Consider the following 23698-nt stretch of genomic DNA (forward strand, 5'->3'; position numbering starts at 1 on the left):
TGGCCACCGACATGCGCGCGCGCTTCAGCCCTCAATCCAGCGCCAGCTTCACGCATCTGGATAGCCTGCTCACTCAGCGTAAGCAGGCCGGGCGCTATCGCCGGCGCCTGACACTGGATTCGCCACAGGGCCCCCACGTCAGCCTCTCCGGGCAGGCAGCAGGTGAAGAGGCACGTCCGCTGCTCAACTTCGCCGCCAACGACTACCTGGGGCTGGCCAACCACCCGGCACTGGTCGAGGCCGGCTGTCGTGCAGCCCGGAAATTCGGTGTCGGCAGCGGCAGCGCTCACCTGGTCAATGGCCACCAGCGCGCTCACCACCAGCTGGAAGCCCGTCTGGCCAAATTGACCGGACGCCCGCGTGCGCTGCTGTTCTCCACCGGCTTCATGGCCAATCTCGGCGTGATCGATGCGCTCGCGAGCGCCTCGCGCGAGGCCGGGCGCACTCTCGAGATCTTTCATGACCGTCTCAACCACGCCAGCCTCCTCGATGGCGCGCGGCTGGCATCCTCCGGCAACTCAGCCGTGCGCTCGCGCCGCTTCCATCATCGCGACCTCGAGGATCTCGAGCGCCAGCTGGCACGCTCACAGGCCGATGACAGGCTGGTGATCAGCGATGGCGTGTTCAGCATGGATGGCGACTGTGCCGATATCACGGGCCTGGCTCGGGCATGTGCTCGCCATGGCGCCTGGCTGATGATCGACGATGCGCATGGGGTGGGCGTGCTGGGCGAGCACGGCGAAGGACTGGTCGGACGGGACACTCCGCTGGCCGAAGTGCCGGTATTGGTGGGCACGCTGGGCAAGGCCCTGGGCAGCGCTGGCGCCTTCGTCGTCGGCAGCGAGGCATTGATCGAAAGCCTGATCCAGCTGGCCCGCCCGTATATCTACACCACGGCGCAACCCCCGCACGTCGCTGCCGCCACCCTGGCAGCGCTGGATATCGTCGAGCAGGAACCACAGCGACGCGAGCACCTGGCAGCGCGCGTACGACAGTTTCGCGAGGGGTGTGCAGCTCTGCTGGCAGGCAGTGGTCTGGCGCTCGGCCTGCCCCCGGTGACGGCAGGCACCCCCTCCCCCCTCACTGACCCGATGACACCGATCCAGCCACTGATACTCGGTAGCGAAACTCGTGCCCTTGCCTGGAGCGCGGCACTGCGCGAGCGCGGCATTCTGGTATCTGCCATTCGCCCCCCGACGGTCCCTGCCGGCAGTTCACGCCTGCGCTTCACCTTCAGTGCCGCGCACAGCGAGAACGATGTCGAGACTCTGCTGGCCGCCCTCAGGGAGGTGCTGGAATCGAGCACTACCAGACCCACCACGGGGGCCGAGACATGACGCGATTGACACGTCTGGTGCTGTTCAACGGCTGGGGTATCGATGCCCGCATCTGGCAACCCTTGAAGACGCGACTGGCCGAGCGACAGCAAGCTGCCGAACGAGAGCGGACTGCCGGACCTGCGCCACGCCCGATCGAGATCGTGACGGCAGACTGGCCCCTTGCGGCGCCTGACGATCCCGAAGCAGCTCCTTCGCACCTCGGCGGAGCGGACACGCTGTGGCTGGGCTGGTCATTGGGTGCGCTACGCGCCGAGGCACTCGCGACTGCGCTGCCGATGGACCAACGGCCCGCGGCACTCATCGCGTTGGCCATGGGGCCGGCGTTCATCACGCCGGATCACGCGACTCCCGAGACGACTCTTGCTCATCGCAGGTCCTCGGCGCCCCTTCCGGCACTGCCCAGCACCACGCTCACCACTTTCCAGACAGCCTTTGCCCGCTCTCCGCTCGCCAGCTGGCAGCATTTCCTGCGCTGGCAGGCCAGTGGCGAGCCTGACCCGCGCGACTGCCTGCGGCAGTTGCGTGAATTGATCGGCACTCGCCCTGAAAGCTCTGTCGATGCACTCTCGGCAGGGCTCGAGGAGCTGGCCACGCGGCGAATGTCACTGACACGAGCAGGTCCGAATCTCGAATTCTGGCTGGGCCGGGATGATCCATTGCTGGCACCGGGACTTGCCGAGGCACTGCGTAATCACGGCCATCAGGTGGTGGAATATTGCGGCGGACATTGTCTGCCACTGAGTCACCATGATGACCTGACCGATGCCCTGCTGACTCGCATGGGCCATGTCGTCGTTGCAAGGGAAGAAGACTGAGATGCAGATGGTGACCCTGCCCCACGCGTCGTCGCGCCAGCGTATCGCTCAGGCCTTCGATCGCGGCGCGAGCGAATACCTCACCCTGGCACGCGCCCAGCATGTCATGGCCAGCCGATTGTTCGAGACCTTGCCGACAACGCTTCCGGATGCTGCGGTGGTGCTGGATCTGGGGTGCGGCCCCGGCCAATGGACACGCGAGCTGGCGAGCCACTACCCCACCGCACGTTGCCTAGGGCTGGATCTGTCGATGGCCATGCTCAGAGAGGCCTCGAGATCCCCCGACACGCCGCCTCGGCACTTGACACCAGGCAACGTGCAACCTCCTATCCACTGGTTGCGCGGCGATGCCGAGCGCCTGCCAGTGGCCGACAACAGTCTGGACCTGGTGTTCTCGAGCCTGGCAGTGCAATGGTGCCCCACCCCCCGCCACTGGCTGGGGGAGCTTGCGCGTGCACTGAAGCCGGGTGGCAGGGCGCACATCAATACGCTCGGACCAGGCACACTGGCAGAGATCCGCCATGCCTGGCAGCGACAGGATGACTCGGTCCGACACTTTCCCTCCCGAGAGCAGCTGATCGACTGGGCACGGCGCACTGGCCTCAAGGTGCATTGCCAGACACATCGTCATGTCTTCCATTATCCTGACGTCTCGGCCGTCATGCGCTCCATCAAGGGAATAGGCGCCCAGACAGCGAGCGGGTATCGCCTGACACGTACGGATCTGGCCCAGGCGACCGCCCGACACGAGGCGCTTCGCACATCGCAAGGATTGCCTGTAAGCTATCAAGTCATTGAACTTGTCATGGAAAAATCAGTCATAGACTGACAGACGTCAACGCGAACACTTTGCAAAAAGATAACGAAATGCCATCAGCGCACTTGAACAACACCAGTCAGCCTTCCGCCTCCCATGCCATCCCCCACGGCATCGCGGCCTTCGTGACCGGCACCGACACGGAAATCGGCAAGACCTTCATCGCAAGCGCCTTGCTGGCTCGTGCCCGCATGCGGGGCCTGAGCACTCTCGGGCTCAAGCCCGTGGCGTCAGATTGTTTCGAGAGTCACGACGGGCTGGTCAATGCCGATGCCCTGTCGCTGCAGGCACAGTGCGAGCCGCCCGCGGATTACGAGAGCATCAATCCCTGGCGATTCGCTCCGGCCATCGCGCCGCATATCGCTGCACGCCAGGCAGGTGTGAGTCTCGAAGTGGCCAGGATCTCTCGACACATTCGTCACCAGCGCGAGACGGCCCCGCGTGACCTGACCTTGATCGAGGGAGCAGGCGGCTGGCGCGTTCCGCTCAATGACGAGGAAGATTTCTCGGATCTGGCCATCGCCTTGGGGCTACCGGTGATCCTGGTGGTAGGCCTGAGACTCGGGTGCATCAATCATGCACGTTTGACCCTGGAAGCCATCGAGCGCGATGGGCTTGAGGTGGCAGGCTATGTCATCAACCATCTGGAAGCCGACATGGAAGTCAGTGAAGACAACATGGCGACGTTGTCGCGCACGCTGAAAGCGCCCTGTCTCGGCGTGGTGCCTTGGGTGCGTGATGATGACCTCACTGACAGCCGCCATGCGGCAGAACGCGCCGCGAGCTATCTGCAATTGCCCTGCGGACTCGAGTCACGCAGCCAACATGGCCACCATGACTGACAAGCCGTCGCTGTGGCCTCCCTCAAGGGATAATTGGCCACAAGCGATTGACTTGAAAGGCATCGCAGGTAAAATGCACGCCAGCTTCTCGCGGAAGTGGTGGAATTGGTAGACACGCCAGATTTAGGTTCTGGTGCCGCAAGGTGTGGGGGTTCGAGTCCCCCCTTCCGCACCATCAGCACATCCTGCTGATGCCCTCTCGAAGCATCCTCTCTGTCTTTACTGATCTATCCCCTGCTCCATCAGTCCGCTGTCCACATGATGCGACTTGCTGTGTGATGCGACCTTTCATGGGATACGACTTTCCATGTGCTTCTCACGCGTATCGCGATCTCTCGTCGTGGCTTGCCGCACGCTGCATTCCCATGGCGTCGGGCTTGTGTACTCCGTCATTTCCCCTTGCCGTTCTCGCTAGCCGTTTCCCCCTGGCTTCTCCCTCTGTCGTCACACTCCAGTCGTTTCCCTGTCGGATTCAGCGCCCCCTTTCAGCGCCCCCTTTCAGCGCCCCCTTTCAGCGTCCAACCGCTTGCATCGAGGAAACGACATCCTCTCTGTTCTTGTCTGGCTCAACGAGGCCTTAGCCTGTCCTGCAGCGTCGCCAGCGTCAGGCGCGCGTCGTCCAGAAGTGCCTGTTGCTCATGACGATCATGATGCGCCTCACCGGCCGCTGCCAGTTGCAGATTCAGATACTCGACACCGCTGGTGAAGCGATAGAACGCCTTGTGCGAGGCCACGGCACGGAATGCCTCGAGCTGATCTCCGGGCACCTCAAGCGGTCTGCCGGCGATGACCTCGGGCTCAGCCTCGCGAAGTGTCGCAAGCAGTGACCTCACGGCAGCATTCCACTCGTGACGACGCGGTAGATGGCGTGCAAGCAAGAATCCGACGAGGCCGCCAAGCACTATCCCACCAAGGCCCCACAGCAGTTCACTTGTCATGTTGGTGTCTCGGTGCATCCATCAGTGATCCAGCATCCTGGTAATAAAGCATGAGTCCTTCTGATACTAACGCGCTGGTGCGCACGGAGTGTAGCGCCTTGACGGAATCCTCCATTCCCGACATCCGTCATGGGACCTTCGTCCTACAAGATCGGCCTGCTGCAGCGGACGATCACGCCATCAGCGCCAGGCGTTCAGGGACCGGCTCAGCGAGCCCGCCCGCGGACTCACTGCGCCCGCCCTCCCCACAGAATCAGCGCACTGCCCAGCAGGCAGACCAGCGAGCCGAGCAGATCCCAGCGACCCGGCACCTGTTGCTCCACCAGCCAGAGCCAGAGCAGCGAGGTGACGATATATACCCCACCATAGATGGCAAAGGCTCGCCCCGCCTGATCGACATCCACCAGCGACAGCAACCAGGCAAACGCACCGAGGCTCATCATGCCCGGGATCAGCCACAAAGGGCTGCGATCCAGTTTCCACCACGCCCAGAAGGCGAAACAGCCGGCAATTTCCGCCAGTGCCGCCAAGGGATAGATCCATACGATTGCCATGACGATATCCTTGCAGGGAAAGATGACAGCGCCTCATCACCTGTCGTGATCAGACGACTCCCCTGTACGAGAAAAAGCGAATAGGATTGACCTGCGGCTGACAGGAACCTCGGGGCCACCCGGACGCCAACCGCTTCCCACGAAAACAATGCCAGGATTGGCGACGTCTTGCGGCGCAGCATAGCGCGACGCGACGTGATGACAAGGAACCTGCAGATGACTCGGCCACGTCTGATCATCAACCGTCTGGATGCGGATCGCATTCAGCGCCTGATCGATAGCCAGCAGCATGATGACGAGCTGGCAACCCGCCTGGAAAGCCGCCTGATTCAGGCGGAGATCGTGCCACCGGATGACTTCCCGAACAATCACGTCAGCATGCGCAGTCATCTGCGCCTCACCGGCTCTCGCTCTGGCCATCATGAACTGATGCTGCGTTATCCAGACCCCGCAAGCGAGGAGTGCATTCCGTTCGCCTTCGGCTCCACCGCGCCTTCCCTCCAGTCGGCCATAGCCCCGCTGTGCATCATGTCCCCCCTGGGGATCGCCCTGCTGGGACTGGCTGTCGGCGAGCAGATCACCCTGCCCTACGAGGATGGCCTGAGCGACATCATCCGTGTCGATGCCATCCTGCATCAGCCAGAGGCCTGTGGTCAGTTCCACCTCTGAATTCGCCGCCAGCGCTGTCGCCTTCTCGCCCGCGCTGGCGCGGCAGACCCCAGACCGGCCAGGCTGACAGCCGCCCTGTGCCCTGCCGGCCGACACGATACGCTATGATGAAAGTCAGCAGGGTTGCCGGACCTTGCTGCATCACGCCAATGCTCTCTGACCTCCCCACGCCACCTATCCCGCTGCGCACGCGCCAGCCGGGCACTCATCATGTCTGTCAGGAGATCTTCACATGGGCATCTCATCGCACTCGCACATGGGTCTTGGCGCTCAGGCGCGCCTCAAGGAATCGCTGGCCCACTACTCGGCCAGCCATCGGCACCCCGACAATATTCGTCTGCATCTCATCTGTGTACCGCTCATCTTCACCGCGACGCTGATCCTTGTCTGGCGGCTGCTGGGGGGCCAGGGGATGTCCAGCGAACCCGGCGCGGGACTGTGGATGCTGCCCGGCGGCCTGCTGACCCTCGCTGCGCTCGGGTTCTATGCCCGACTCTCGTGGCGCGCATCGCTGGTGATGCTGGTCTGGAGCCTGATCAGTCTTGCCGCGATGTTCGCGATGCTTGGCCTACGCTGGCCAGTGGTCCCGTTGATGGTGGCAATCTTCCTGCTTGCCTGGGTCGGTCAGATCATCGGCCATCGGCTCGAGGGGCGAAAACCCGCATTTCTCGATGACCTGCGCCAGCTTCTCATCGGTCCGCTGTTCGTACTTGTCGAACTGTTTCCCGACCTGCGCGACTGGCTTCTCGCATCCAAATCCTCCTCTGACGACGCCTGAGTCCGCCCTCTGCCCTGCAAAGATCTGCAATGCAAAGGCCTGAAACGCAAACGCCCAGCGATCCGGAAGGATCGCTGGGCGTTTGCGTTTCAGAGTGTCACGAATGAGCCGTTGCCCGAATCATCGCATGGCTCGCCGTACCGGCACGGCTCACTGCGCCGGATCGAAATCCTCGAGACGGAAGGCCATCAGCGGTGCAGCACCTGCCGCGATCTGGTCTTCCAGCGCGACGGCGCGCGGCAAGACCCGCTGGACGAAGTAGTTGCCCATGGCCAGCTTGCGACGGTAGAAATCCTCCCCGCTGGCACCCGATGTCGCCAATCCCTGTACAGCGGCACGCGCCATGCGCAACCACAGATAGCTGTAGACACACAGCCCGGCCAGGTCGAGGAAATCGCAGGCCGCCGCCCCCAGCTCCTCGGGATTGTCATCCGCGCGGGCCAGCAACTGCTCGGCGACACGCTCCAGACGCGCCAGTTCCTGCTGGCACGCCTCGGCGAACGGCCGGGTCCGCTCGTCGTCATCCTGTCCCTCAAGCTCGGCCCTGACCTGCTCGGCAAAGCGTGCCACGTACGCCCCGCGATTGCGGTAGAGCTTGCGTCCGACCAGATCCATCGCCTGGATCCCATTGGTGCCTTCGTAGATCATCGCGATGCGAGCATCGCGCACGTACTGCTCGGCACCCCACTCCACGCAATAACCATTGCCGCCATAGAGCTGTTGCGCCATGACGGTGGCATCGAAGCCACGATCCGTCAGCAGCGCCTTGGCGATCGGCGTCAGGAATTGCACCAGTGCATCCGCATCAGCCTTCACCGCTTCATCGGCGTGATACTTGACGCGATCCAGCTGCTGACCGACGAAGACGGCAAAGGCCCGCCCGGACTCATTCCAGACACGGGTTTCCAGCGCCATGCGGCGAACATCAGGGTGAACCAGAATCGGATCAGCCGGCTTGTCTGGTGCCTGTGCGCCCGTCGGTGCGCGGCTCTGCAGACGTTCAGCAGCGAAATCCATCGCACTCTGATAGGCCACTTCCCCCAGTCCCAGCCCTTGCAGGCCGATGGAGAGGCGCTCGTAGTTCATCATGGTGAACATCGCCGCCAGCCCCTGGTGCGGCTCGCCGATCAACACCCCTTCGGCACCATCGAAGTTCATCACGCAGGTCGCGCTGCCCTTGATGCCCATCTTGTGCTCGATGGACCCACAGCTGACCGCATTCGATGCCGCGGGCTGTCCCTCGGCATCGAGCAGTTGCCTGGAGACCAGAAACAGCGAGATGCCGCGGGTGCCGGAAGGCGCATCCGGCAGCTTGGCCAGCACCAGATGCACGATGTTGTCGACCATGTCGTGCTCGCCACCGGTGATCCAGATCTTGGTGCCGGTAATGCGATAACGTGGCAGCCCCAGCAGTGGGTCATCACCCTCGAGGGGCTCGGCACGAGTGCGGATCATGCCCAGGTCCGTCCCGCAGTGAGGCTCGGTCAGACACATGGTGCCCAGCCAGTCGCCGGCGTACATGCGCGGCAGAAAGACCCGCTTGACGGATTCAGGGGCATGACTGTCCATCGCCAGACAGGCCCCGGCATTCAGTGCCGGGTAGAGCGCGAAGCTGGTATTGGTGGCGTAGAGCATTTCCTCGAAGGCCACGGTGAGCATCTTTGGCATGCCCTGACCGCCGTATTCAGGGTTGCCACCCAACCCCATCCAGCCACCCTCGGCGAGCACCCGATAGGCTTCCTTGAAGCCCTTGGGCGTGGTGACACGCCCCTCTTCGAAGCGCGCGCCCTCGGCATCACCACTCAGGTTCAGCGGCAGCAGCTCTGCCTGGGTCACGCGCGCGCCTTCCTCGAGTATCGCCTCGGCCAGTTCCGCATTCACCTCGGAAGTGGCCTCCATGGTCGCCCATTCCTGCTCGGCCGCGAATACCTCGTTGAGCACGAAACGTGCATCCTTGAGCGGTGCCTGATACTTGGCCATGTGACTCTCCTTGCAGGTCTCTTCCGACGACGTCTTGCAACGGCGTGGTTCGTGATGGCGTGCTGTCGGCCGCGAGCCTTCCGTCGTGACACTGCAATACCGTGACACTGCGCCGCTGGAGCGCTGACAGGGTCCGACCCGCGATTCAAACGATTGCTTGAAACAATAGGCGCAATCGCTGTCTGCGTCATCTCGACCTTGGCCCAAGGCGTACCGCGCGACGCTCGCTGCGAGCCACGAGACCTCATGACGCAAGACGCCGCCCCGGCAGGAACCGGGGCGGCGTCTTGAGTACTTGATTACTTGAATGCTCGAAGCCTCACCTCTCTCAGGCAGTGTTCACCTGGGCCAGCGGCGTCGGGTGCTTGCCATCTTCCCAGCCAAGGCTGCTGTCGGCCGTCGGCGAGAACCACTTGAGGGAATCATGCAGCCTGACGACATCCCCGACGATGATCAACGTCGGCGGCTTGAGCCCCTGCCCCGCCACCTGTGCCGGCATCTCCGCCAGAGTCGCCACATGCACGCGCTGACGCGCGGTAGTGCCCTGCTCCACCAGCGCGATCGGCGTGCTGGCCGCCAGACCATGGTGGATCAGCTGCTCGCAGATCAGCGCCAGACTGCCCAGCCCCATGTAGAACACCAGGGTCTGGGCGGGGCGTGCCAGCGCCTCCCAGTCCAGGTCACAGCTGCCATCCTTGAGGTGCCCGGTGACGAAACGCACCGACTGGGCATGATCGCGGTGGGTCAGCGGAATCCCGGCGTAGGCGGCGCAACCGGAGGCCGCGGTGATACCTGGCACCACCTCGAAACTGATCCCGGCATCCGCCAGCGTCTCGAGTTCCTCACCACCACGCCCGAAGATGAAGGCATCGCCTCCCTTGAGGCGCACGACGCGATGGCCAGCGCGCGCATAGTCCACCAGTGCCTGATTGATGCCTTCCTGGGGCACGCTGTGGTCACTGCGCGCCTTGCCGACATACAGCCGGCGGGCTTCAGGCCTGGCCAGTGCCAGAATCTCGTGACTCACCAGCCGGTCATGGATGATCACGTCGGCCTGCTGCAGATGACGCAATGCCTTGAGGGTCAGAAGCTCCGGGTCGCCGGGGCCGGCGCTGACCAGCGCCACCTGACCATGCGTGCCGGTGAAGCGATCCTCCTCCTTCACCGGCAACACCGCCTCGCCCGCGACCAGCCGGGGCGGAAGACGCACGCTGGAGTCCGCCGGATGACGCGGCGCAAACACCATGACATGCTGCTCACGCGCGTGGCGCAGGATACCGCGGTCCCGGCCCTCGCTGCCCGTGACGACCAGCCACAGCTGGCCGGGTGCAGGCACCGGCAACAGCGTATCGGCCACTTCCCAACCCTCTTGACCGCACAGTCTCTCCAGCGCCGGCATTCGGGCATCGCCGTAGACACACAGATCCGCCCCCAGGCCGGCAAAGCGCTCGGCCAGCGCCAGCGCCTCCTGGCCACCGCCGATCAGGCACAGCTGGAGTCGTGAAGGATCACAAGAGAGATTGAGAAATTCCATGGGCATATCCACAAACGGGGCGAGGCTGGGTAGCAGCCTTCGATGAACGGCATTTTAGAGCATAAGAAACACTCTCTAAAATAACCAATAAGCATAACGACCCCGAAGGCACGTTGTAGCAGAGCCGCAGACGAAAAACCCCCGCTTCCGGCCGGAAGCGGGGGTTCGGGGCGCGAGCGGAGCTGCGCGGCGGGCCTCAGACGTTGAGGGTGTCCACACCGCCCATGTAGCTGCGCAGCGCCTGCGGCACGCTGATGGAACCATCCGCATTCTGATGGTTCTCGAGCACCGCGACCAGACAACGTCCCACCGCCAGGCCGGAGCCATTCAGTGTGTGTACCAGCTGCGGCTTCTTCTGTCCTTCGACACGGGCGCGTGCCTGCATGCGACGTGCCTGGAAGTCTTCGCAGTTGGAGATGGAGGAAATCTCGCGATAGGTATTCTGGCTCGGCAGCCAGACTTCCAGGTCATAGGTCTTGGCCGCCGCGAAGCCCATGTCGCCGGTGCACAGCGTCACGGCACGGTACGGCAGCTCCAGCGCCTGCAGGATGGCCTCGGCATGGCCGCGCATCTCTTCCAGCGCGTCATAGCTCTTGTCCGCCTCGACCACCTGCACCATCTCGACCTTGTCGAACTGGTGCTGGCGAATCATGCCGCGGGTATCGCGACCATAGGCACCCGCCTCGCTGCGGAAGCACGGCGTATGCGCGGTGAACTTGAGCGGCAGATCGCTGGCGTCGAGAATCTCGTCGCGCACCATGTTGGTCAGCGGCACTTCGGCGGTCGGGATCAGGAAGAATTCGCGATCGTCATTGAGCTTGAACAGGTCTTCCTCGAACTTGGGCAGCTGGCTGGTGCCCATCAAGGAATCACGGTTGACGATGTAGGGCACGTAGAACTCTTCGTAACCGTGCTCGAGGGTCTGCTTGTCGAGCATGAACTGCACCAGCGCACGATGCAGGCGTGCGATGGAGCCGTGCATGATGGCAAAGCGTGAACCGGTGATCTTGGCGGCGAGCTCGAAGTTGAGCTGCCCCTTGAGTTCCCCGAGGTCAACGTGATCACGCACCTCGAAATCGAACTCACGCGGGGTGCCCCAGCGATGCAGCTCGACATTGTCATTCTCGTCGGCGCCTTCCGGCACGTCGGCGTTGGGCAGGTTCGGGATGCTGGCGGCCATGGCCTCCGCCTTGCTCTGCAGCTCGGAGAGCTCTTTCTTGGCGGCGTCGAGGCGCTCGCCCAGATCACTGACTTCCGCCAGCAGCGGTGCGATATCTTCACCGCGAGCCTTGGCATTGCCGATGGACTTGGAGCGAGTGTTGCGCTCGTTCTGCAGCGATTCGGTCTCGATCTGCAGATCACGGCGACGCGCTTCCAGGGCGGCGAAGGCCTCGGTATCCAGCTGATAGCCACGACGTGCGAGGCGCTCGGCGGTCGCGTCAAGATCGGCGCGCAGAAGTTTCGGGTCCAGCATGTGGGAAGGCTCTCTCGTCAGTTCACTCAGGCCGCATCGCGGCACGGTAAGGTCATGCGCACTAGTCTACCTCAGCCACGCCCCGCTTCGCAGCCGCCGCAATGCCGAGGCAGCCACCCGGGGGCAGGCCGTCGCTCACAGCAGGGCGCGGGCGAGCTTCATGCCGAGCGCCACCATGCCCAGACAGGCCACCACGCTCACCGCGACGTAGATCAGCCCTGCCAGCATGCGCCCGCTCATCATCAGATTGAGCGCTTCAAGGGCGAAGGTGGAAAAGGTGGTGAAGGCGCCGGTGAAGCCGGCCACCATGATCGCCTGCCAGACAGGCGCAAGCTTGAGCTCCTGGGTGACCCAGATGAACAGGAAGCCCATCAGGCAGCTGCCGAGGAGATTGACCCCGAGCGTCCCCCAGGGGAACCCTCGACCCGCCGTTCCCGTGATCCAGCCACTGACCAGATAACGTCCAAGAGCGCCGATGGCGCCGCCCGCTGCTACTGCCAACCAGGTTCCCATGTCTCGCATCTGCCTCATGTCATGAGCCGCCAGCGGCTCGTCCAGCTGTCGAAATACAAGACCATGCCTCAGGTACGCAGCCGCACCTGAGGCATGTCATTGACTGCCAGTGTAAGAAAATCGCGGGACGCGGGGAACTCGGGTCACGGGAAAGACGGGTTCAGCAAAGCATGACTCGCCGCCCGTGATGACCGACGGACATGGAATCAGTTCAGCTCGCTTCTCAGCCCATCCAGCACTTGCTGCCACCGATGGTGGGCACCGTCCTTGCCGCCCAGTTGCTCAAGCCCGCGTGCCGTCCAGGTGCCGGGCGTGCCGATGCGCGAGGCAAGCTCGCCCGGCGGGGTATCGGGATGGGCTTCCATCAGGGCAAGGGCATCACGCATCTGGGTCATCAACAACTGGCGGGCCTGCGGCCCGGTGATGCCGGGAACGGTCTGGAACCAGTCAAGCAGCGCCTGCTGCTGGGCCAGCTGCCAGGCATTCACGCAGACTGCCAGCATGCTGGCCTCGAAGGCGGCCTCTTCCTCGAAGGCAATCACCTGCCGGACTGCCGGACTGAGCAGGTCCCGCGTGAGGGGGTCTTCCGGATAGAGCGTGAGCGCGCTCTGCCCCTCGGATACCGCCAGCCCCGTCATCACGCGCACCACCCTGGCCGGCGCGAACCAGCGCTGCAGGTTGGCGAGTGAGACACCGGCCGCCATCACCATCAGATGATGGTCCTTGCTCAGAGCGCGGCTTTCACGCAGTTCCATGGCCAGCGCTTCCAGCTGCTGCGGTCGGACCCCGACCAGCACGCAGAGGCTGGCTTCGCACACCGCGACGTTGCTGGCGTGGCGGACGGCACCGAAACGCCAGCCCAGGCGGTGGCTGCGGACATCATTGCGCGGCGAGAGGTGGAACTCCAGATCATGCCGCGAGCGCCCATCGCGCAGGCAGCCTCGCGCCAGCGCGACCAGAAGAGACTCCGCCAGTTCTCCCACGCCCAGCACCCCCAATCGCGTAGGAGGCTGACGGGATTCGCGATGGCAGGTGGAGGTCGAGGGATAGGATGACGATGCCATGGAACGGCTCCTGCTGAGAGAAAGGAAACGAGCAAACCACAAGGGTGTCGGTCGATGGTGCCTCTGCCGATATCCTGCATCGGTAGCTCCTTCACGGCAGAGGATGCGGCAAGGGGGATTGCCTCGAGAAGCTCCCGCATGAAGGGGCGTGCCACAACGAGACGTGGCGGGAACTTCCCGGCGATCTAGCCCCTTTCTAGCGTAGTCAGTCCTGACTCGGATGACCGGATTATCCTGACGGAACAGCGCAGGATGCCCCTTGAGGCTGGGGCCACGCCTTCAGCTCAGGTAAGCTTAGGCACATCGGCCCACGTGGCCTGCCTGACGCGACTCACTGCCCGAGCGAGATCATGACCGAACGCCTGCTGGATACGCCTGCCCCCGTCGATGCCCTCTACCTGGACTTCCTGGCCGCCCTGCGCGATGCAGGCTTTGCCGGTGACATCAGTCCGGACTACGCCAACCGTACCGTGTTGTCGACTGACAACTCACTGTATCAGGTACTGCCTCAGGCCGTGGTCTATCCACGTCATGCCGAGGACATCCAGTGCATCGCGCGGCTGTCCAACGACCCCCGCTTCGCGGCGGTCACCCTGGCACCACGTGGCGGCGGTACCGGCACCAATGGCCAGTCACTCAATGATGGTGTGCTGGTGGATGTGTCGCGCCACATGAACCGCATTCTCGAGATCGATGTCGAGAAGCGTCGCGTACGGGTCGAGGCCGGGGTGGTGAAGGATCAGCTCAATGCCGCGCTCAAGCCGCATGGACTGTTCTTCGCCCCGGAACTCTCGACCTCCAATCGTGCCACCATCGGCGGCATGATCAATACCGATGCGTCCGGCCAGGGGAGCTGTGAATACGGCAAGACTCGTGACCACGTGATCACGCTCGACAGCGTGCTGCTGGATGGCACGCGACTGGCGAGCCATGCCATCGATGATGCCGAGCTCGAGGCACTGTGCGCACGCGAGGATCGCGTTGGTGAGATCTACCGCACCGCGCGCGCCATCGCCGATGAGCGTGCCGAGGAAATCGCCGACATCTTCCCGCCGCTCAATCGCTGCCTGACCGGCTACGATCTCGCCCACCTGCGCGAGGCCGATGGGCGCTTCAACCTCAACAGTCTGCTGTGCGGCGCCGAGGGCACGCTGGGCTTCGTGGTCGAGGCCGAGCTGAATGCCCTGCCCATCGCGCCCTGCTCGACGCTGATCAACCTGCGCTACGCGAGCTTCATGGACGCGCTGCGCGACGCCAAGACACTGATGGCGGTCGAGGGCAACCGTCCGACTTCCATCGAGACGGTGGATGACACCGTGCTCAACCTGGCCATGCAGGATTTCGTGTGGGACAGCGTCGAGGAATTCTTCCCGGCCAGTGCCGAGGGCTCCCCGGCCATCGGCGGCATCAACCTGATCGAATTCAATGCCGACAGCGACGCGGCACTGGACGCCAAGGTGGCCGCCTTCAGCGAGCATCTGGCCAGTGACACCAGCGTCGAGCGCCTCGGCTTCACCGAAGCGCGTGGGCGTGCGCAGATCAGTCGCGTCTATGGCATGCGCAAGCGCTCGGTGGGCTTGCTGGGCAATGTCGAGGGGGAAGCCCGTCCGCTGCCCTTCGTCGAGGACACGGCCGTTCCGCCGGAGCATCTGGCGGACTACATCGCCGAATTCCGCGCCGCTCTCGATGCCCGCGGCCTGCGTTATGGCATGTTCGGGCATGTCGATGCCGGCGTGCTGCACGTACGCCCGGCACTCGACATGAAGGACCCCGCCCAGCAGGCGATGATTCGCGAGATCTCCGACGAGGTCGCCGCCCTCACCCACAAGTACGGTGGCCTGCTGTGGGGCGAACACGGCAAGGGCGTGCGCTCGGAATATGCCCCCCGCTTCTTCGGCAGCCTCTATGGGGCGCTGCAGGACGTGAAGGCGGCCTTCGACCCGCGCAATCAGCTCAACCCGGGCAAGATCACCTCGCCCCGCCTGTCAGTGACGCTGGTCGACGACGCTGGCGCCAGCGAAGGTGAGAGCGAGAGCGACAAGCGTGATCACGCTGACAGCGCCGTCGAAGCCTTCGACCCCCACCTGATGCGCATCGATGACGTGACCATGCGCGGCGATCTCGATCGCCAGATCGATGAACGCGTGTGGCAGGAATACGCCAGCGCCGTCTACTGCAACGGCAACGGTGCCTGCTACAACTACGACCCCAACGACGCCATGTGCCCGTCCTGGAAGGCGACGCGACAGCGCATCCATTCGCCCAAGGGACGCGCCAGCCTGATGCGTGAATGGCTGCGCCTGGAAGGCAATGCCGGACGGGACGTGATCGCCGAGGCGCAGGCCGCCCGGACGCCGGGCCTCAAGGGGGCCGGCCTGTGGCTGGCGCGTCTGCCGGCGCGTATCGGCGCTTCGCTGAAGGCGCGTCGTGGTGGACAGACGCAGACTGGCGCTCAGGAGGCCGGCTTCGATCAGCAGGTCTATCAGGCGATGGCCGGCTGTCTGGCGTGCAAGTCCTGCGCGGGCCAGTGTCCGATCAAGGTCAACGTGCCGGACTTCCGCAGCCGCTTCCTCGAGGTCTATCACCATCGCTATCAGCGTCCGCTGCGCGATTACCTGATCGGCAGCCTCGAGTTCGTGCTGCCGTGGGCCGAACGCGTCACGCCGCTCTACAACGGCCTGCTGTCCAATCGCCTGGTCAGTCGTCTGCTGGAAGGCCCGATCGGCATGGTCGATGCCCCACGCCTGTCGCGCGCCAGTCTGCGCAGACAGCTCAAGAGCTGGGGCGTCTCGGAGGCGACCCCGACCCAGCTCGGCCGCCTGACCGAGTCCCAGAAGGCCAGAAGCGTGATCCTGGTGCAGGACGCCTTCACCAGCCACTTCGAGGCCCAGCTGGTGATGGACATCATCGAGCTGCTGTCACGACTCGACATTCGGGTGTTCGTCGCGCCCTTCGCCCCCAATGGCAAGCCGCTGCAGGTACAGGGCTTCACCGGCGCCTTCCAGCGCACCGCGCGCGCCCAGGCCAAGCGTCTCAAGGCGATCGCCGATTTCGGCGTGCCGCTGGTCGGCATCGACCCGGCGATGACCCTGACCTATCGTCAGGAGTATGTGAAGACCCTCGGCCCGGACGCCGTGCCGGATGTCCTGCTGCTTCAGGAGTGGCTGATCAGCCTGCGCAAGCTGCTGCCGGTGGGTGTCACGAAGACGGTGCTGGGCAAGATGGACCCGGGCCTGACACTCCTGAGCCACTGTACCGAGAGCACCAATGCGCCGGGGTCCGCCAAGGCCTGGCAGCAGGTGTATGCCGCCTTTGGTCTCAGCCTCGAGACACTCTCCACCGGCTGCTGCGGCATGTCCGGCACCTATGGTCACGAAGCGCGCAATCTCGAGACCTCACGTGCCATCTATGAGCTGTCGTGGAAGGCGGTGGTCGAGGACGAGACCAATCAGGGCAAGCTGGTGGCCAGTGGTTATTCCTGTCGCAGCCAGAGCAAACGCTTCTCCGAACGTCAGCTGCCGCATCCCCTCCAGGCGCTGCTGCCACTGGTGCGTCGCGCGCAGTGACAGCCAGGAGGCCCAGTGGCCGTTCAGGAGGAATGACATGAGGGGAGCGCGATAAGGCAACGCGACGTTGCATACCACGGAATCAATCGCTAGTCTGCGCCCTTCCGGCCAGCCGTGATGTTGGCACCTGGCCGAGACAAGACGATTCGATGAGCGGTGACCGCGTCAGTGGCACCGCTCATTTTCGCTGACTCCAAGGAAGCTTCCCGATGACGGAACCCGCACTGGCCCTGACCCTGATCGGTCTGATGGCTCTCGGCTGTCAATGGCTGGCCTGGCGCATGCGTCTGCCCGCCATCCTGCCGCTGCTGATCGTTGGCATCCTTGCCGGCCCCGTCACGGGCTGGCTCAAGCCGGATGAGCTGCTGGGAGACCTGCTGTTCCCGCTGGTCTCGCTGGCAGTGGCGGTGATCCTGTTCGAGGGCAGTCTGACGCTGGACTTCAAGGACCTGCGGGGACACGGGCACATCGTCAGACGACTGGTGACCACCGGGGTGGTGATCACCGGCGTGATCGGTACCGTGGCGGCGCATTATCTGCTCGACATGCGCTGGGAGATGGCCGCCGTGCTCGGGGCCCTGCTGGTGGTGACAGGCCCGACCGTGGTGATGCCATTGCTGCAGACCCTGCGCGCGCGCGGCAACCTGACCCAGATCCTGCGCTGGGAAGGCATCATGATCGACCCGGTGGGCGCACTGCTGGCGGTACTTGTCTATGAGTACGTCGCACTGGGCATGACCGGCAATGCGGTGTCACATACCCTGGTGCTGTTCGCCCAGACCGTGGGCCTCGGCCTTGGCATGGGCGCGCTGGGCGGCTGGTGCTGGGGGCTGGTGCTGCGCCACTTCTGGCTGCCCCAGAAGCTGCACAACTTCGGCACCCTGATGGTGATGCTGGGACTCTTCGCCATCTCCAATACCCTGTTCCACGAATCCGGACTCCTGACCGTGACCGTCATGGGGGTATGGCTGGCCAACATGCGCGGCGTGCCTACCCAGCAGATCATCGAGTTCAAGGAGACGCTCACCGTCCTGCTGATTTCCGGGCTGTTTCTGCTGCTGGCGGGGCGCCTGACCGTCGAGCAGCTTTCGCTGCTGTCCTGGCCGGCGTGGGTCTTCCTGGCCGTGTTGATGTGGGTCGCGCGCCCGCTGACTGTCTGGCTGTGCACCCTGGGCAGCGAATTGACGCTGCGCGAGAAGGCGCTGCTGGCCTGGCTGTCTCCTCGCGGTATCGTCGCGGCCGCCGTGGCCTCGCTGTTCGCGCTCAAGCTCGAATCCCAGGGCATCGAAGGCGCCGAGATGCTGGTCCCGATGACCTTCCTGGTCATCATCGGCACGGTGGTGATCCAGAGCTTGCTGTCGCGCCCCATCGTCAAGGTGCTGGGTGTCGGTGAGCCACCGCCCTCGGGCTTCCTGATTCTCGGGGCCAACTCGGTGTCGCGCCTGGTCGCCCGCGAGTTGGTGGATGCCGGCTTCTCGGTACGCCTGACCGATACCAACTGGGACGCGGTACAGGAAGCCCGCATGGCAGGCCTGCCGGTCTATTACGGCAACCCGCTGTCCGAGCATGCCTCACAGCATCTCGAGTTGACGGGCATCGGCCATCTCATGCCGCTCTCGCCCTATCGAGAGCTCAACAGCCTCGCGGCGCTGCATTTCGAGCACATCCTCGGCCACGGCCGGGTCTTCCGGCTCGCCGAGGACAATGGCAAGAATGCCAAACGCCAGCAGGACCAGGCGCTCGGCCACCTGCCGCTGTTGTTCGATGGCCAGGTCACCTACGCCAAGCTGGCCAGCCTGCTGTCACAGGGGGCGGAGTTCCGGCGTGCCCGCATCAGCGAGAACTTCAGTCTCGAGGACTATCGCCGGATTCATGATGACCGCCTGCTGACCCTGTTCTGCATCAGCAGCCAGGGCCGGATTCGCATCGCCAATTCCGCCGTCGCACTGGAACCCAAGGCCGGTGAGACGCTGATCAGCCTGATCTATGCCGACTCGCCTGAGCTGACCCGACCGGCACAATCGAAGGCGGACAAGGCCGAATCGAGCAAGTCATCCCAGGCCGCAGAAGGGGCAGGCTCTGACGCGAGTTCCTCCACCCGCTCCACCGCGAATCCCGGCACCGCCACGGGCTCCGGCCCCCTGCCCGCCAGCCGTCTCCCCGGTGGCCGAGCCTGATGACGGCTTGAATGCATCCCGAAAACGGCATGCGCGCAGACAGCACGGCGCCCGGAGATGATGCCAACCCCCTGACCACGAGGCCCGCTTCCGGCGGGCCTCGTGGCGAATGGCGCACAGCCGCGAAGCGGGATTCACAAAAAATGCCTAAAACGTTAGTGGCAGACTCCGACAGCCGCCCAAAATGCTGGTAGAGTACGCGCCAGTTTTGGCAGCCCTGTCCGGCAGCCAGCGCTATTGCCTTGTCCTCAACGTAACACCTACGCATTCAGGAGCTGCTTGATGCAGATCGTCATGGGCCTGGTGGGCGTCTTAGCCCTCCTGGGGATCGCCTTCCTATTATCTGAAAACCGACGCGCCATCAGCTTGCGCACCGTACTGGGGGCCTTTGCCATCCAGGCATTGCTGGGGGCATTCGTACTCTACGTTCCCGCCGGCAAGAGCATGCTGCTCGGTCTCAGCGAAGGGGTTCAGGCCGTCATGTCCAGCGCCAACGTGGGCATGGACTTCCTGTTCGGTGGCCTGGTCAGCGACAAGATGTTCGAAGTCTTCGGTGGCGGTGGTTTCGTGTTCGCTCTGCGCGTACTGCCGATCATCGTGTTCTTCTCGTCATTGATCGCGGTGCTCTACCACCTGCGCGTGATGAACGTCGTGATCAGTGTGCTGGGTGGTGGGCTTTCGAAGATTCTCGGCACCAGTCGTCCCGAATCGCTGTCCGCCGCGGCCAACATCTTCGTCGGCCAGACCGAAGCACCGCTGGTCGTGCGTCCGTTCATCGCCGGCATGACCCGCTCGGAACTGTTCGCGGTGATGACCGGTGGCCTGGCCTCCGTGGCCGGTTCCGTGCTGGTGGGCTATGCCTCGCTGGGCATTGACCTCAAGTACCTGCTGGCAGCGTCCTTCATGGCAGCCCCGGGTGGCCTGCTGATGGCCAAGATGCTGATCCCGGAGACCGAATCCAAGACCCAGAGTGTCGAGGAAGCCCTGGGCAAGGACATCGATCGCCCGACCAACGTCATCGATGCTGCCGCGTCCGGCGCAGCATCCGGCGTGCAGCTGGCCATCAATGTCGGCGGCATGCTGCTGGCCTTCATCGCCTTGATCGCGCTGGGCAACATCATCATCGGCTGGGTCAGTGGATTGTTCGGCTATCAGGACATCACGCTGCAGCTGCTGCTGGGCTACGCCTTCGCGCCGGTCGCCTGGGTCATCGGCGTGCCGTGGCATGAAGCTATCCAGGCCGGCAGCTTCATCGGTCAGAAGCTGGTGCTCAACGAGTTCGTCGCCTTCGCCGACCTCGCCAGCCATCAGATCAAGCTGTCCGAGCATTCCGAAGCGATCATCATCTTCGCGCTGTGTGGCTTCGCCAACCTGTCCTCCGTGGCCATCCTGATGGGCGGCCTGGGACTGATGGCACCGAACCGCCGCAGTGACATCGCGCAGATGGGCATGAAGGCGATTCTCGCCGGTACGCTCTCCAACCTGATGTCAGCCAGTCTTGCCGGACTGTTCCTGTCGCTGTGACGCTCATCGCAAGCCTCGCATGCGAGTGAGACACGCCGTCAGGTGACCTCTCGACAACGCCCGCCCAGTGCGGGCGTTGTCGTATCCAGCCCGCGTCACGAGCCAGCGAACGCCAGACCGGCAGACGACGGGGCCTGCCGATTGACTCCCTGTCGCCCTCCCCAGACAATAGCTCGGGTAGAAGCCTGGGTGCTCGGGAATCGGGTGAAAGCCCCGTACTGCCCCCGCAACGGTGATCGCAACGCTCATGCCGGTCGAGATGACCAGCCACTGCCTCCGGGACGTCCTCGTGACGACCCTCAAGGGAAGGAGGTGGGAAGGCGCATGAGGGGGTGAGACGTTCCAACAGGACGTCCGCCAGGCGTCAGTCCGGAGACCGGCCCTCGCTTCCACACTGGTTGATGCGGAGGGCCTCACCAGTGGCAAATTCGTCGGGATGTCCTTTTTCAAAGGGGCACGCCGCGACGATGTGCATCCACGCACCCTGTCACGCCTGTCCTCCTCATTGCGTCTGACGCTTGAGGATCATTCATGAATACTTACAAGACCCGTGGTCGCGCGCACGCGCAGGCCAAGTACACCCTCGTGGGCAGTCTACTGCTGCTGACACCTCCTGCCCTGGCGGCACAGGAGACCACCGCCCCTTCATCGGATAGCCTGGAGACCGTTCAGGTCACCGCCAATCGCATCCCCCAGCTGCAGAATGATGTGCTGGCCAGCACCGACGTCATCACGCGTGACGAGATCGAACGCCTGCAGGCCAGCTCGCTGGTGGACCTTCTGCAGTCGCGCAATGGCATCGAAGTCGCGCGCAGCGGTCCGATGGGGAGCCAGACCAGCCTGTTCATGCGCGGCACCGAGTCCGATCACACCTTGATCCTGGTCAACGGCCAGCGCATCGCCAACAGCGCCGATGGCCTGGCGCACTTCGAATTTCTGCCGCTGTCTGCCATCGAACGTGTCGAGATCGTGCGGGGGCCGCGCGCCAGCGTCTACGGCGCCGATGCCATCGGCGGCGTGATCAACCTGATCACGCGTGGCGGCAGCGAAGTCGGCCAGCACGCGGAAGTCACGCTGCGCGCCGGCAGCGACGGCACCTTCCGCCAGAACGCCCAGTTCAGCTCGGTGGAAGATGACACTCGTCTCTCCGCCAATCTCCATCATGATGAAAGCGATGGTTTCTCCGCCCGCGATACCGGCAGTGAAGATGATGGCTACGAGGCCACGGGCGCCGAACTGCGCCTTGGGCACGACTTCGGCCAGCGAGCCACGCTGTCTCTCGGCGTCGCCAAGACCGACACGGACTACGATTACGACGATTGCTACGACAGCAGCTTCAGTGCCTCTGAAGACTGCAGCGGAGAAGGTAGCCAGCTGGTACTGGATGCCAGCCTGCTGACCCACCTGAACCCGAACTGGGACATGACGGTCAGCGTGGCGCGTACGCGCGACGAGTACGAGAACACTGAAGCCGGCAGCGATGCCGGGCGTGTCGCCAGTGCCCGCAACGAGATCGGCCTGCGCCACGACTTCTACACCGACCTCGGCACGCTCAGCCTGGGGGTGGATCACCGCGAGGAAAGTCTGGACGCCGATGGCCCCTACTTCACCGCCGACGGCTATGAAGTGGACAGCCGCTATGCCACGGGGGTCTATGGCAGCTGGCAGCTCCAGCAACAACGCCATCACGTCACCACCAGCCTGCGGTATGACGATGACAATCGTTATGGTCATCAGATGACCGGTGGCTCCAGCTATGCCTATGACCTGACTCAGGCACAGCAGCTCGGCGCCAGCTACTCGAGCGCCTTCAAGGCCCCCAACCTGATCGATCTCTACAGCCCTTACGGCTCAGGCAACCCGGATCTGGATGCCGAGACCTCCACCACGGCCGAACTCTTCTGGCGTCTGCAGGAGCAGCGGTGGCATGTGGGCGTCAATGCCTTCCAGACGGATATCGACAATCTGATCAGCTACGAAGGCGCCGACTTCACGCCGATCAATATCGACCGCTCACGCATCCGTGGCATCGAGCTGAGCAGTGGCTGGAAAGGTGACGCGCTCAGCGTGAATCTCGCCATGACCTGGCAGGACCCGGAAGACCGCGAGACAGGAGAGCAGCTGAAACGTCGGGCCAAGCGCTTTGCGCGCCTGGATGCCGATTACGCCCTCGCCGACTGGAGCTTCGGAGCAACGCTGCGTGGCAGTGCCAGCCGCAGCGATACCGATGCCGATACCTACACGGACACTCGCACCGCCGGCTATGGCGTCTTCGACCTGCGCACCAGCTGGCAGGTGATGCAGAACGTCAAGCTGAGCGCCAAGCTGGAGAACGTCTTCGATCGTGATTATCAGCTGGTCAACGGCTACGACACCCAGGGGCGTTACGTCGAAGGCGGCGTGACCTTCTATTTCTGAGCACCTCTTACTGACGACGGGCCACACTCCTCACTGCGCCGCCCCGAGAGCGGCGCAGTGACAATGACTGACGGAGCACACGCATGACGGACCGCAATACCCGCCACAAGACGGCAATGGAAAAGCTCAAGTCACATGTCGACGACAAGGTGGCACAGGCCAATGAGGAGCGCGGCCAGCTGCTGGTCTTCACCGGCAACGGCAAGGGCAAGACGACCGCTGCATGGGGCACCATCACCCGGGCACTCGGCTATGGCTACAAGGTCGGTGTCATCCAGTTCATCAAGGGACTGTGGGAGTGCGGGGAGCGTGAGCGCCTTGCAGAGGATGCCAATCTGGAAGTCCACGCCATGACCACCGGCTTCACCTGGGACACCCAGAATCGTGACGCCGATACCGCGGCCTGTCAGGCGGTGTGGCAGGAAGCGAAGCGCCTGATGCGCGATGAAAGCGTCTATCTGGTCGTGCTTGATGAACTGACCTACATGGTCAAGTTCGGCTACCTGCCATTGGAAGAGGTGATGACGGCGCTGGAAGGTCGCCCCGAGGAGCAGACCGTCATCATCACCGGACGCAATGCCAACCGCGAGATCGTTGCCTGTGCCGATACCGTCACCGAGATGACCGAGATACGTCATGGCTTCAATCATGGCCTCAAGGCGCGCCGCGGCATCGACTTCTGAGCAGCTCGACCC

At 63.8% G+C, this 23698-nt stretch carries 18 protein-coding genes, 1 tRNA gene and 1 riboswitch; of the genes, 12 read left to right on the top strand and 7 right to left on the bottom strand.

Going from position 1 to position 23698, the window contains the following annotated elements:
- Positions 1–11: 11 nt before the first annotated feature.
- From HXS66_RS02815 to HXS66_RS02835, 5 genes are all read left to right on the top strand, one after another.
- Positions 12–1337: an 8-amino-7-oxononanoate synthase gene (locus HXS66_RS02815; protein WP_176502902.1), complete on the top strand. Its 1326-nt coding sequence runs from the start codon at positions 12–14 to the stop codon at positions 1335–1337.
- Positions 1334–2155 carry a hypothetical protein gene (locus tag HXS66_RS02820; protein WP_176502797.1) on the top strand — a complete coding sequence of 274 codons (822 nt, stop codon included), beginning with the start codon at positions 1334–1336 and terminating at the stop codon, positions 2153–2155. Before HXS66_RS02815 ends, HXS66_RS02820 begins: the two co-directional genes overlap by 4 nt.
- 1 nt (position 2156) lies before the next feature.
- Positions 2157–2984: a methyltransferase domain-containing protein gene (locus HXS66_RS02825; protein WP_176502798.1), complete on the top strand. Its 828-nt coding sequence runs from the start codon at positions 2157–2159 to the stop codon at positions 2982–2984.
- A gap of 38 nt (positions 2985–3022) precedes the next feature.
- Entirely contained in the window at positions 3023–3814 is a 792-nt protein-coding gene (gene bioD, locus HXS66_RS02830) for a dethiobiotin synthase (protein WP_176502799.1), read from the top strand.
- A gap of 90 nt (positions 3815–3904) precedes the next feature.
- Positions 3905–3989 (top strand) — tRNA-Leu (locus tag HXS66_RS02835).
- A 391-nt stretch (positions 3990–4380) separates the two neighbouring features.
- Here HXS66_RS02835 and HXS66_RS02840 read toward each other — a convergent pair.
- The gene (locus tag HXS66_RS02840; protein ID WP_176502800.1) at positions 4381–4647 is read right to left on the bottom strand and encodes a hypothetical protein; all 267 of its coding nucleotides are present in this window, start codon (positions 4645–4647) and stop codon (positions 4381–4383) included.
- Positions 4648–4979: 332 nt separating this feature from the next.
- Positions 4980–5306 carry a YnfA family protein gene (locus HXS66_RS02845; protein ID WP_077371819.1) on the bottom strand — a complete coding sequence of 109 codons (327 nt, stop codon included), beginning with the start codon at positions 5304–5306 and terminating at the stop codon, positions 4980–4982.
- Positions 5307–5522: 216 nt separating this feature from the next.
- Here HXS66_RS02845 and HXS66_RS02850 point away from each other — a divergent pair, with 216 nt between their 5' ends.
- Positions 5523–5975 carry a nucleoside diphosphate kinase regulator gene (locus HXS66_RS02850; RefSeq protein WP_176502801.1) on the top strand — a complete coding sequence of 151 codons (453 nt, stop codon included), beginning with the start codon at positions 5523–5525 and terminating at the stop codon, positions 5973–5975.
- A 232-nt stretch (positions 5976–6207) separates the two neighbouring features.
- Entirely contained in the window at positions 6208–6753 is a 546-nt protein-coding gene (locus tag HXS66_RS02855; protein WP_205632710.1) for a DUF962 domain-containing protein, read from the top strand.
- A gap of 150 nt (positions 6754–6903) precedes the next feature.
- Here the strand turns inward: HXS66_RS02855 and HXS66_RS02860 are convergent, their stop codons facing one another.
- From HXS66_RS02860 to HXS66_RS02880, 5 genes are all read right to left on the bottom strand, one after another.
- Complete coding sequence (locus HXS66_RS02860; RefSeq protein ID WP_176502802.1) at positions 6904–8733, bottom strand: acyl-CoA dehydrogenase C-terminal domain-containing protein; 1830 nt, start codon at positions 8731–8733, stop codon at positions 6904–6906.
- A gap of 328 nt (positions 8734–9061) precedes the next feature.
- Positions 9062–9859: a uroporphyrinogen-III C-methyltransferase gene (gene cobA / locus HXS66_RS02865; RefSeq protein ID WP_255303086.1), complete on the bottom strand. Its 798-nt coding sequence runs from the start codon at positions 9857–9859 to the stop codon at positions 9062–9064.
- A 604-nt stretch (positions 9860–10463) separates the two neighbouring features.
- Complete coding sequence (gene serS / locus HXS66_RS02870) at positions 10464–11741, bottom strand: serine--tRNA ligase (protein WP_077371807.1); 1278 nt, start codon at positions 11739–11741, stop codon at positions 10464–10466.
- A gap of 135 nt (positions 11742–11876) precedes the next feature.
- Complete coding sequence (crcB, locus tag HXS66_RS02875) at positions 11877–12254, bottom strand: fluoride efflux transporter CrcB (protein WP_077373113.1); 378 nt, start codon at positions 12252–12254, stop codon at positions 11877–11879.
- A gap of 206 nt (positions 12255–12460) precedes the next feature.
- A complete protein-coding gene (locus tag HXS66_RS02880; RefSeq protein ID WP_077371804.1) occupies positions 12461–13318 on the bottom strand; it encodes a pyrroline-5-carboxylate reductase in 858 nt (285 codons plus the stop codon).
- Positions 13319–13668: 350 nt separating this feature from the next.
- Between HXS66_RS02880 and HXS66_RS02885 the strand changes: the two genes are divergently transcribed.
- From HXS66_RS02885 to cobO, 5 genes are all read left to right on the top strand, one after another.
- Positions 13669–16884 (top strand): FAD-binding and (Fe-S)-binding domain-containing protein, encoded by a 3216-nt coding sequence (locus HXS66_RS02885; RefSeq protein WP_176502803.1) that lies wholly within the window; start codon positions 13669–13671, stop codon positions 16882–16884.
- A gap of 209 nt (positions 16885–17093) precedes the next feature.
- Positions 17094–19061, top strand: coding sequence for a sodium:proton antiporter (locus HXS66_RS02890; RefSeq protein WP_077371798.1), 1968 nt, complete (start codon positions 17094–17096; stop codon positions 19059–19061).
- A 282-nt stretch (positions 19062–19343) separates the two neighbouring features.
- Positions 19344–20585, top strand: coding sequence for a NupC/NupG family nucleoside CNT transporter (locus HXS66_RS02895; protein WP_077371796.1), 1242 nt, complete (start codon positions 19344–19346; stop codon positions 20583–20585).
- A gap of 158 nt (positions 20586–20743) precedes the next feature.
- A riboswitch (cobalamin riboswitch) is annotated at positions 20744–20985 on the top strand.
- A 131-nt stretch (positions 20986–21116) separates the two neighbouring features.
- Positions 21117–23003 carry a TonB-dependent receptor domain-containing protein gene (locus HXS66_RS02900; RefSeq protein WP_084209184.1) on the top strand — a complete coding sequence of 629 codons (1887 nt, stop codon included), beginning with the start codon at positions 21117–21119 and terminating at the stop codon, positions 23001–23003.
- 83 nt (positions 23004–23086) lie between these two features.
- Positions 23087–23686, top strand: a complete 600-nt coding sequence (gene cobO, locus HXS66_RS02905) for a cob(I)yrinic acid a,c-diamide adenosyltransferase (protein ID WP_077371790.1) — start codon at positions 23087–23089, stop codon at positions 23684–23686.
- Positions 23687–23698: the final 12 nt, after the last annotated feature.

Source organism: Cobetia sp. 5-11-6-3 (assembly GCF_013374055.1).
Classification (GTDB): Bacteria; Pseudomonadota; Gammaproteobacteria; order Pseudomonadales; family Halomonadaceae; genus Cobetia; species Cobetia marina.

Coding starts and splice junctions, on each gene's coding strand:
- serS (WP_077371807.1), bottom strand. CDS start 11,741: ATGCTGGACCCGAAACTTCTGCGCGCCGATCTTGACGCGACCGCCGAG.
- HXS66_RS02845 (WP_077371819.1), bottom strand. CDS start 5,306: ATGGCAATCGTATGGATCTATCCCTTGGCGGCACTGGCGGAAATTGCC.
- HXS66_RS02820 (WP_176502797.1), top strand. CDS start 1,334: ATGACGCGATTGACACGTCTGGTGCTGTTCAACGGCTGGGGTATCGAT.
- HXS66_RS02885 (WP_176502803.1), top strand. CDS start 13,669: ATGACCGAACGCCTGCTGGATACGCCTGCCCCCGTCGATGCCCTCTAC.
- HXS66_RS02815 (WP_176502902.1), top strand. CDS start 12: ATGCGCGCGCGCTTCAGCCCTCAATCCAGCGCCAGCTTCACGCATCTG.
- cobO (WP_077371790.1), top strand. CDS start 23,087: ATGACGGACCGCAATACCCGCCACAAGACGGCAATGGAAAAGCTCAAG.
- crcB (WP_077373113.1), bottom strand. CDS start 12,254: ATGGGAACCTGGTTGGCAGTAGCAGCGGGCGGCGCCATCGGCGCTCTT.
- HXS66_RS02895 (WP_077371796.1), top strand. CDS start 19,344: ATGCAGATCGTCATGGGCCTGGTGGGCGTCTTAGCCCTCCTGGGGATC.
- HXS66_RS02825 (WP_176502798.1), top strand. CDS start 2,157: ATGCAGATGGTGACCCTGCCCCACGCGTCGTCGCGCCAGCGTATCGCT.
- HXS66_RS02860 (WP_176502802.1), bottom strand. CDS start 8,733: ATGGCCAAGTATCAGGCACCGCTCAAGGATGCACGTTTCGTGCTCAAC.
- HXS66_RS02890 (WP_077371798.1), top strand. CDS start 17,094: ATGACGGAACCCGCACTGGCCCTGACCCTGATCGGTCTGATGGCTCTC.
- HXS66_RS02880 (WP_077371804.1), bottom strand. CDS start 13,318: ATGGCATCGTCATCCTATCCCTCGACCTCCACCTGCCATCGCGAATCC.
- bioD (WP_176502799.1), top strand. CDS start 3,023: ATGCCATCAGCGCACTTGAACAACACCAGTCAGCCTTCCGCCTCCCAT.
- HXS66_RS02855 (WP_205632710.1), top strand. CDS start 6,208: ATGGGCATCTCATCGCACTCGCACATGGGTCTTGGCGCTCAGGCGCGC.
- HXS66_RS02900 (WP_084209184.1), top strand. CDS start 21,117: ATGAATACTTACAAGACCCGTGGTCGCGCGCACGCGCAGGCCAAGTAC.
- HXS66_RS02850 (WP_176502801.1), top strand. CDS start 5,523: ATGACTCGGCCACGTCTGATCATCAACCGTCTGGATGCGGATCGCATT.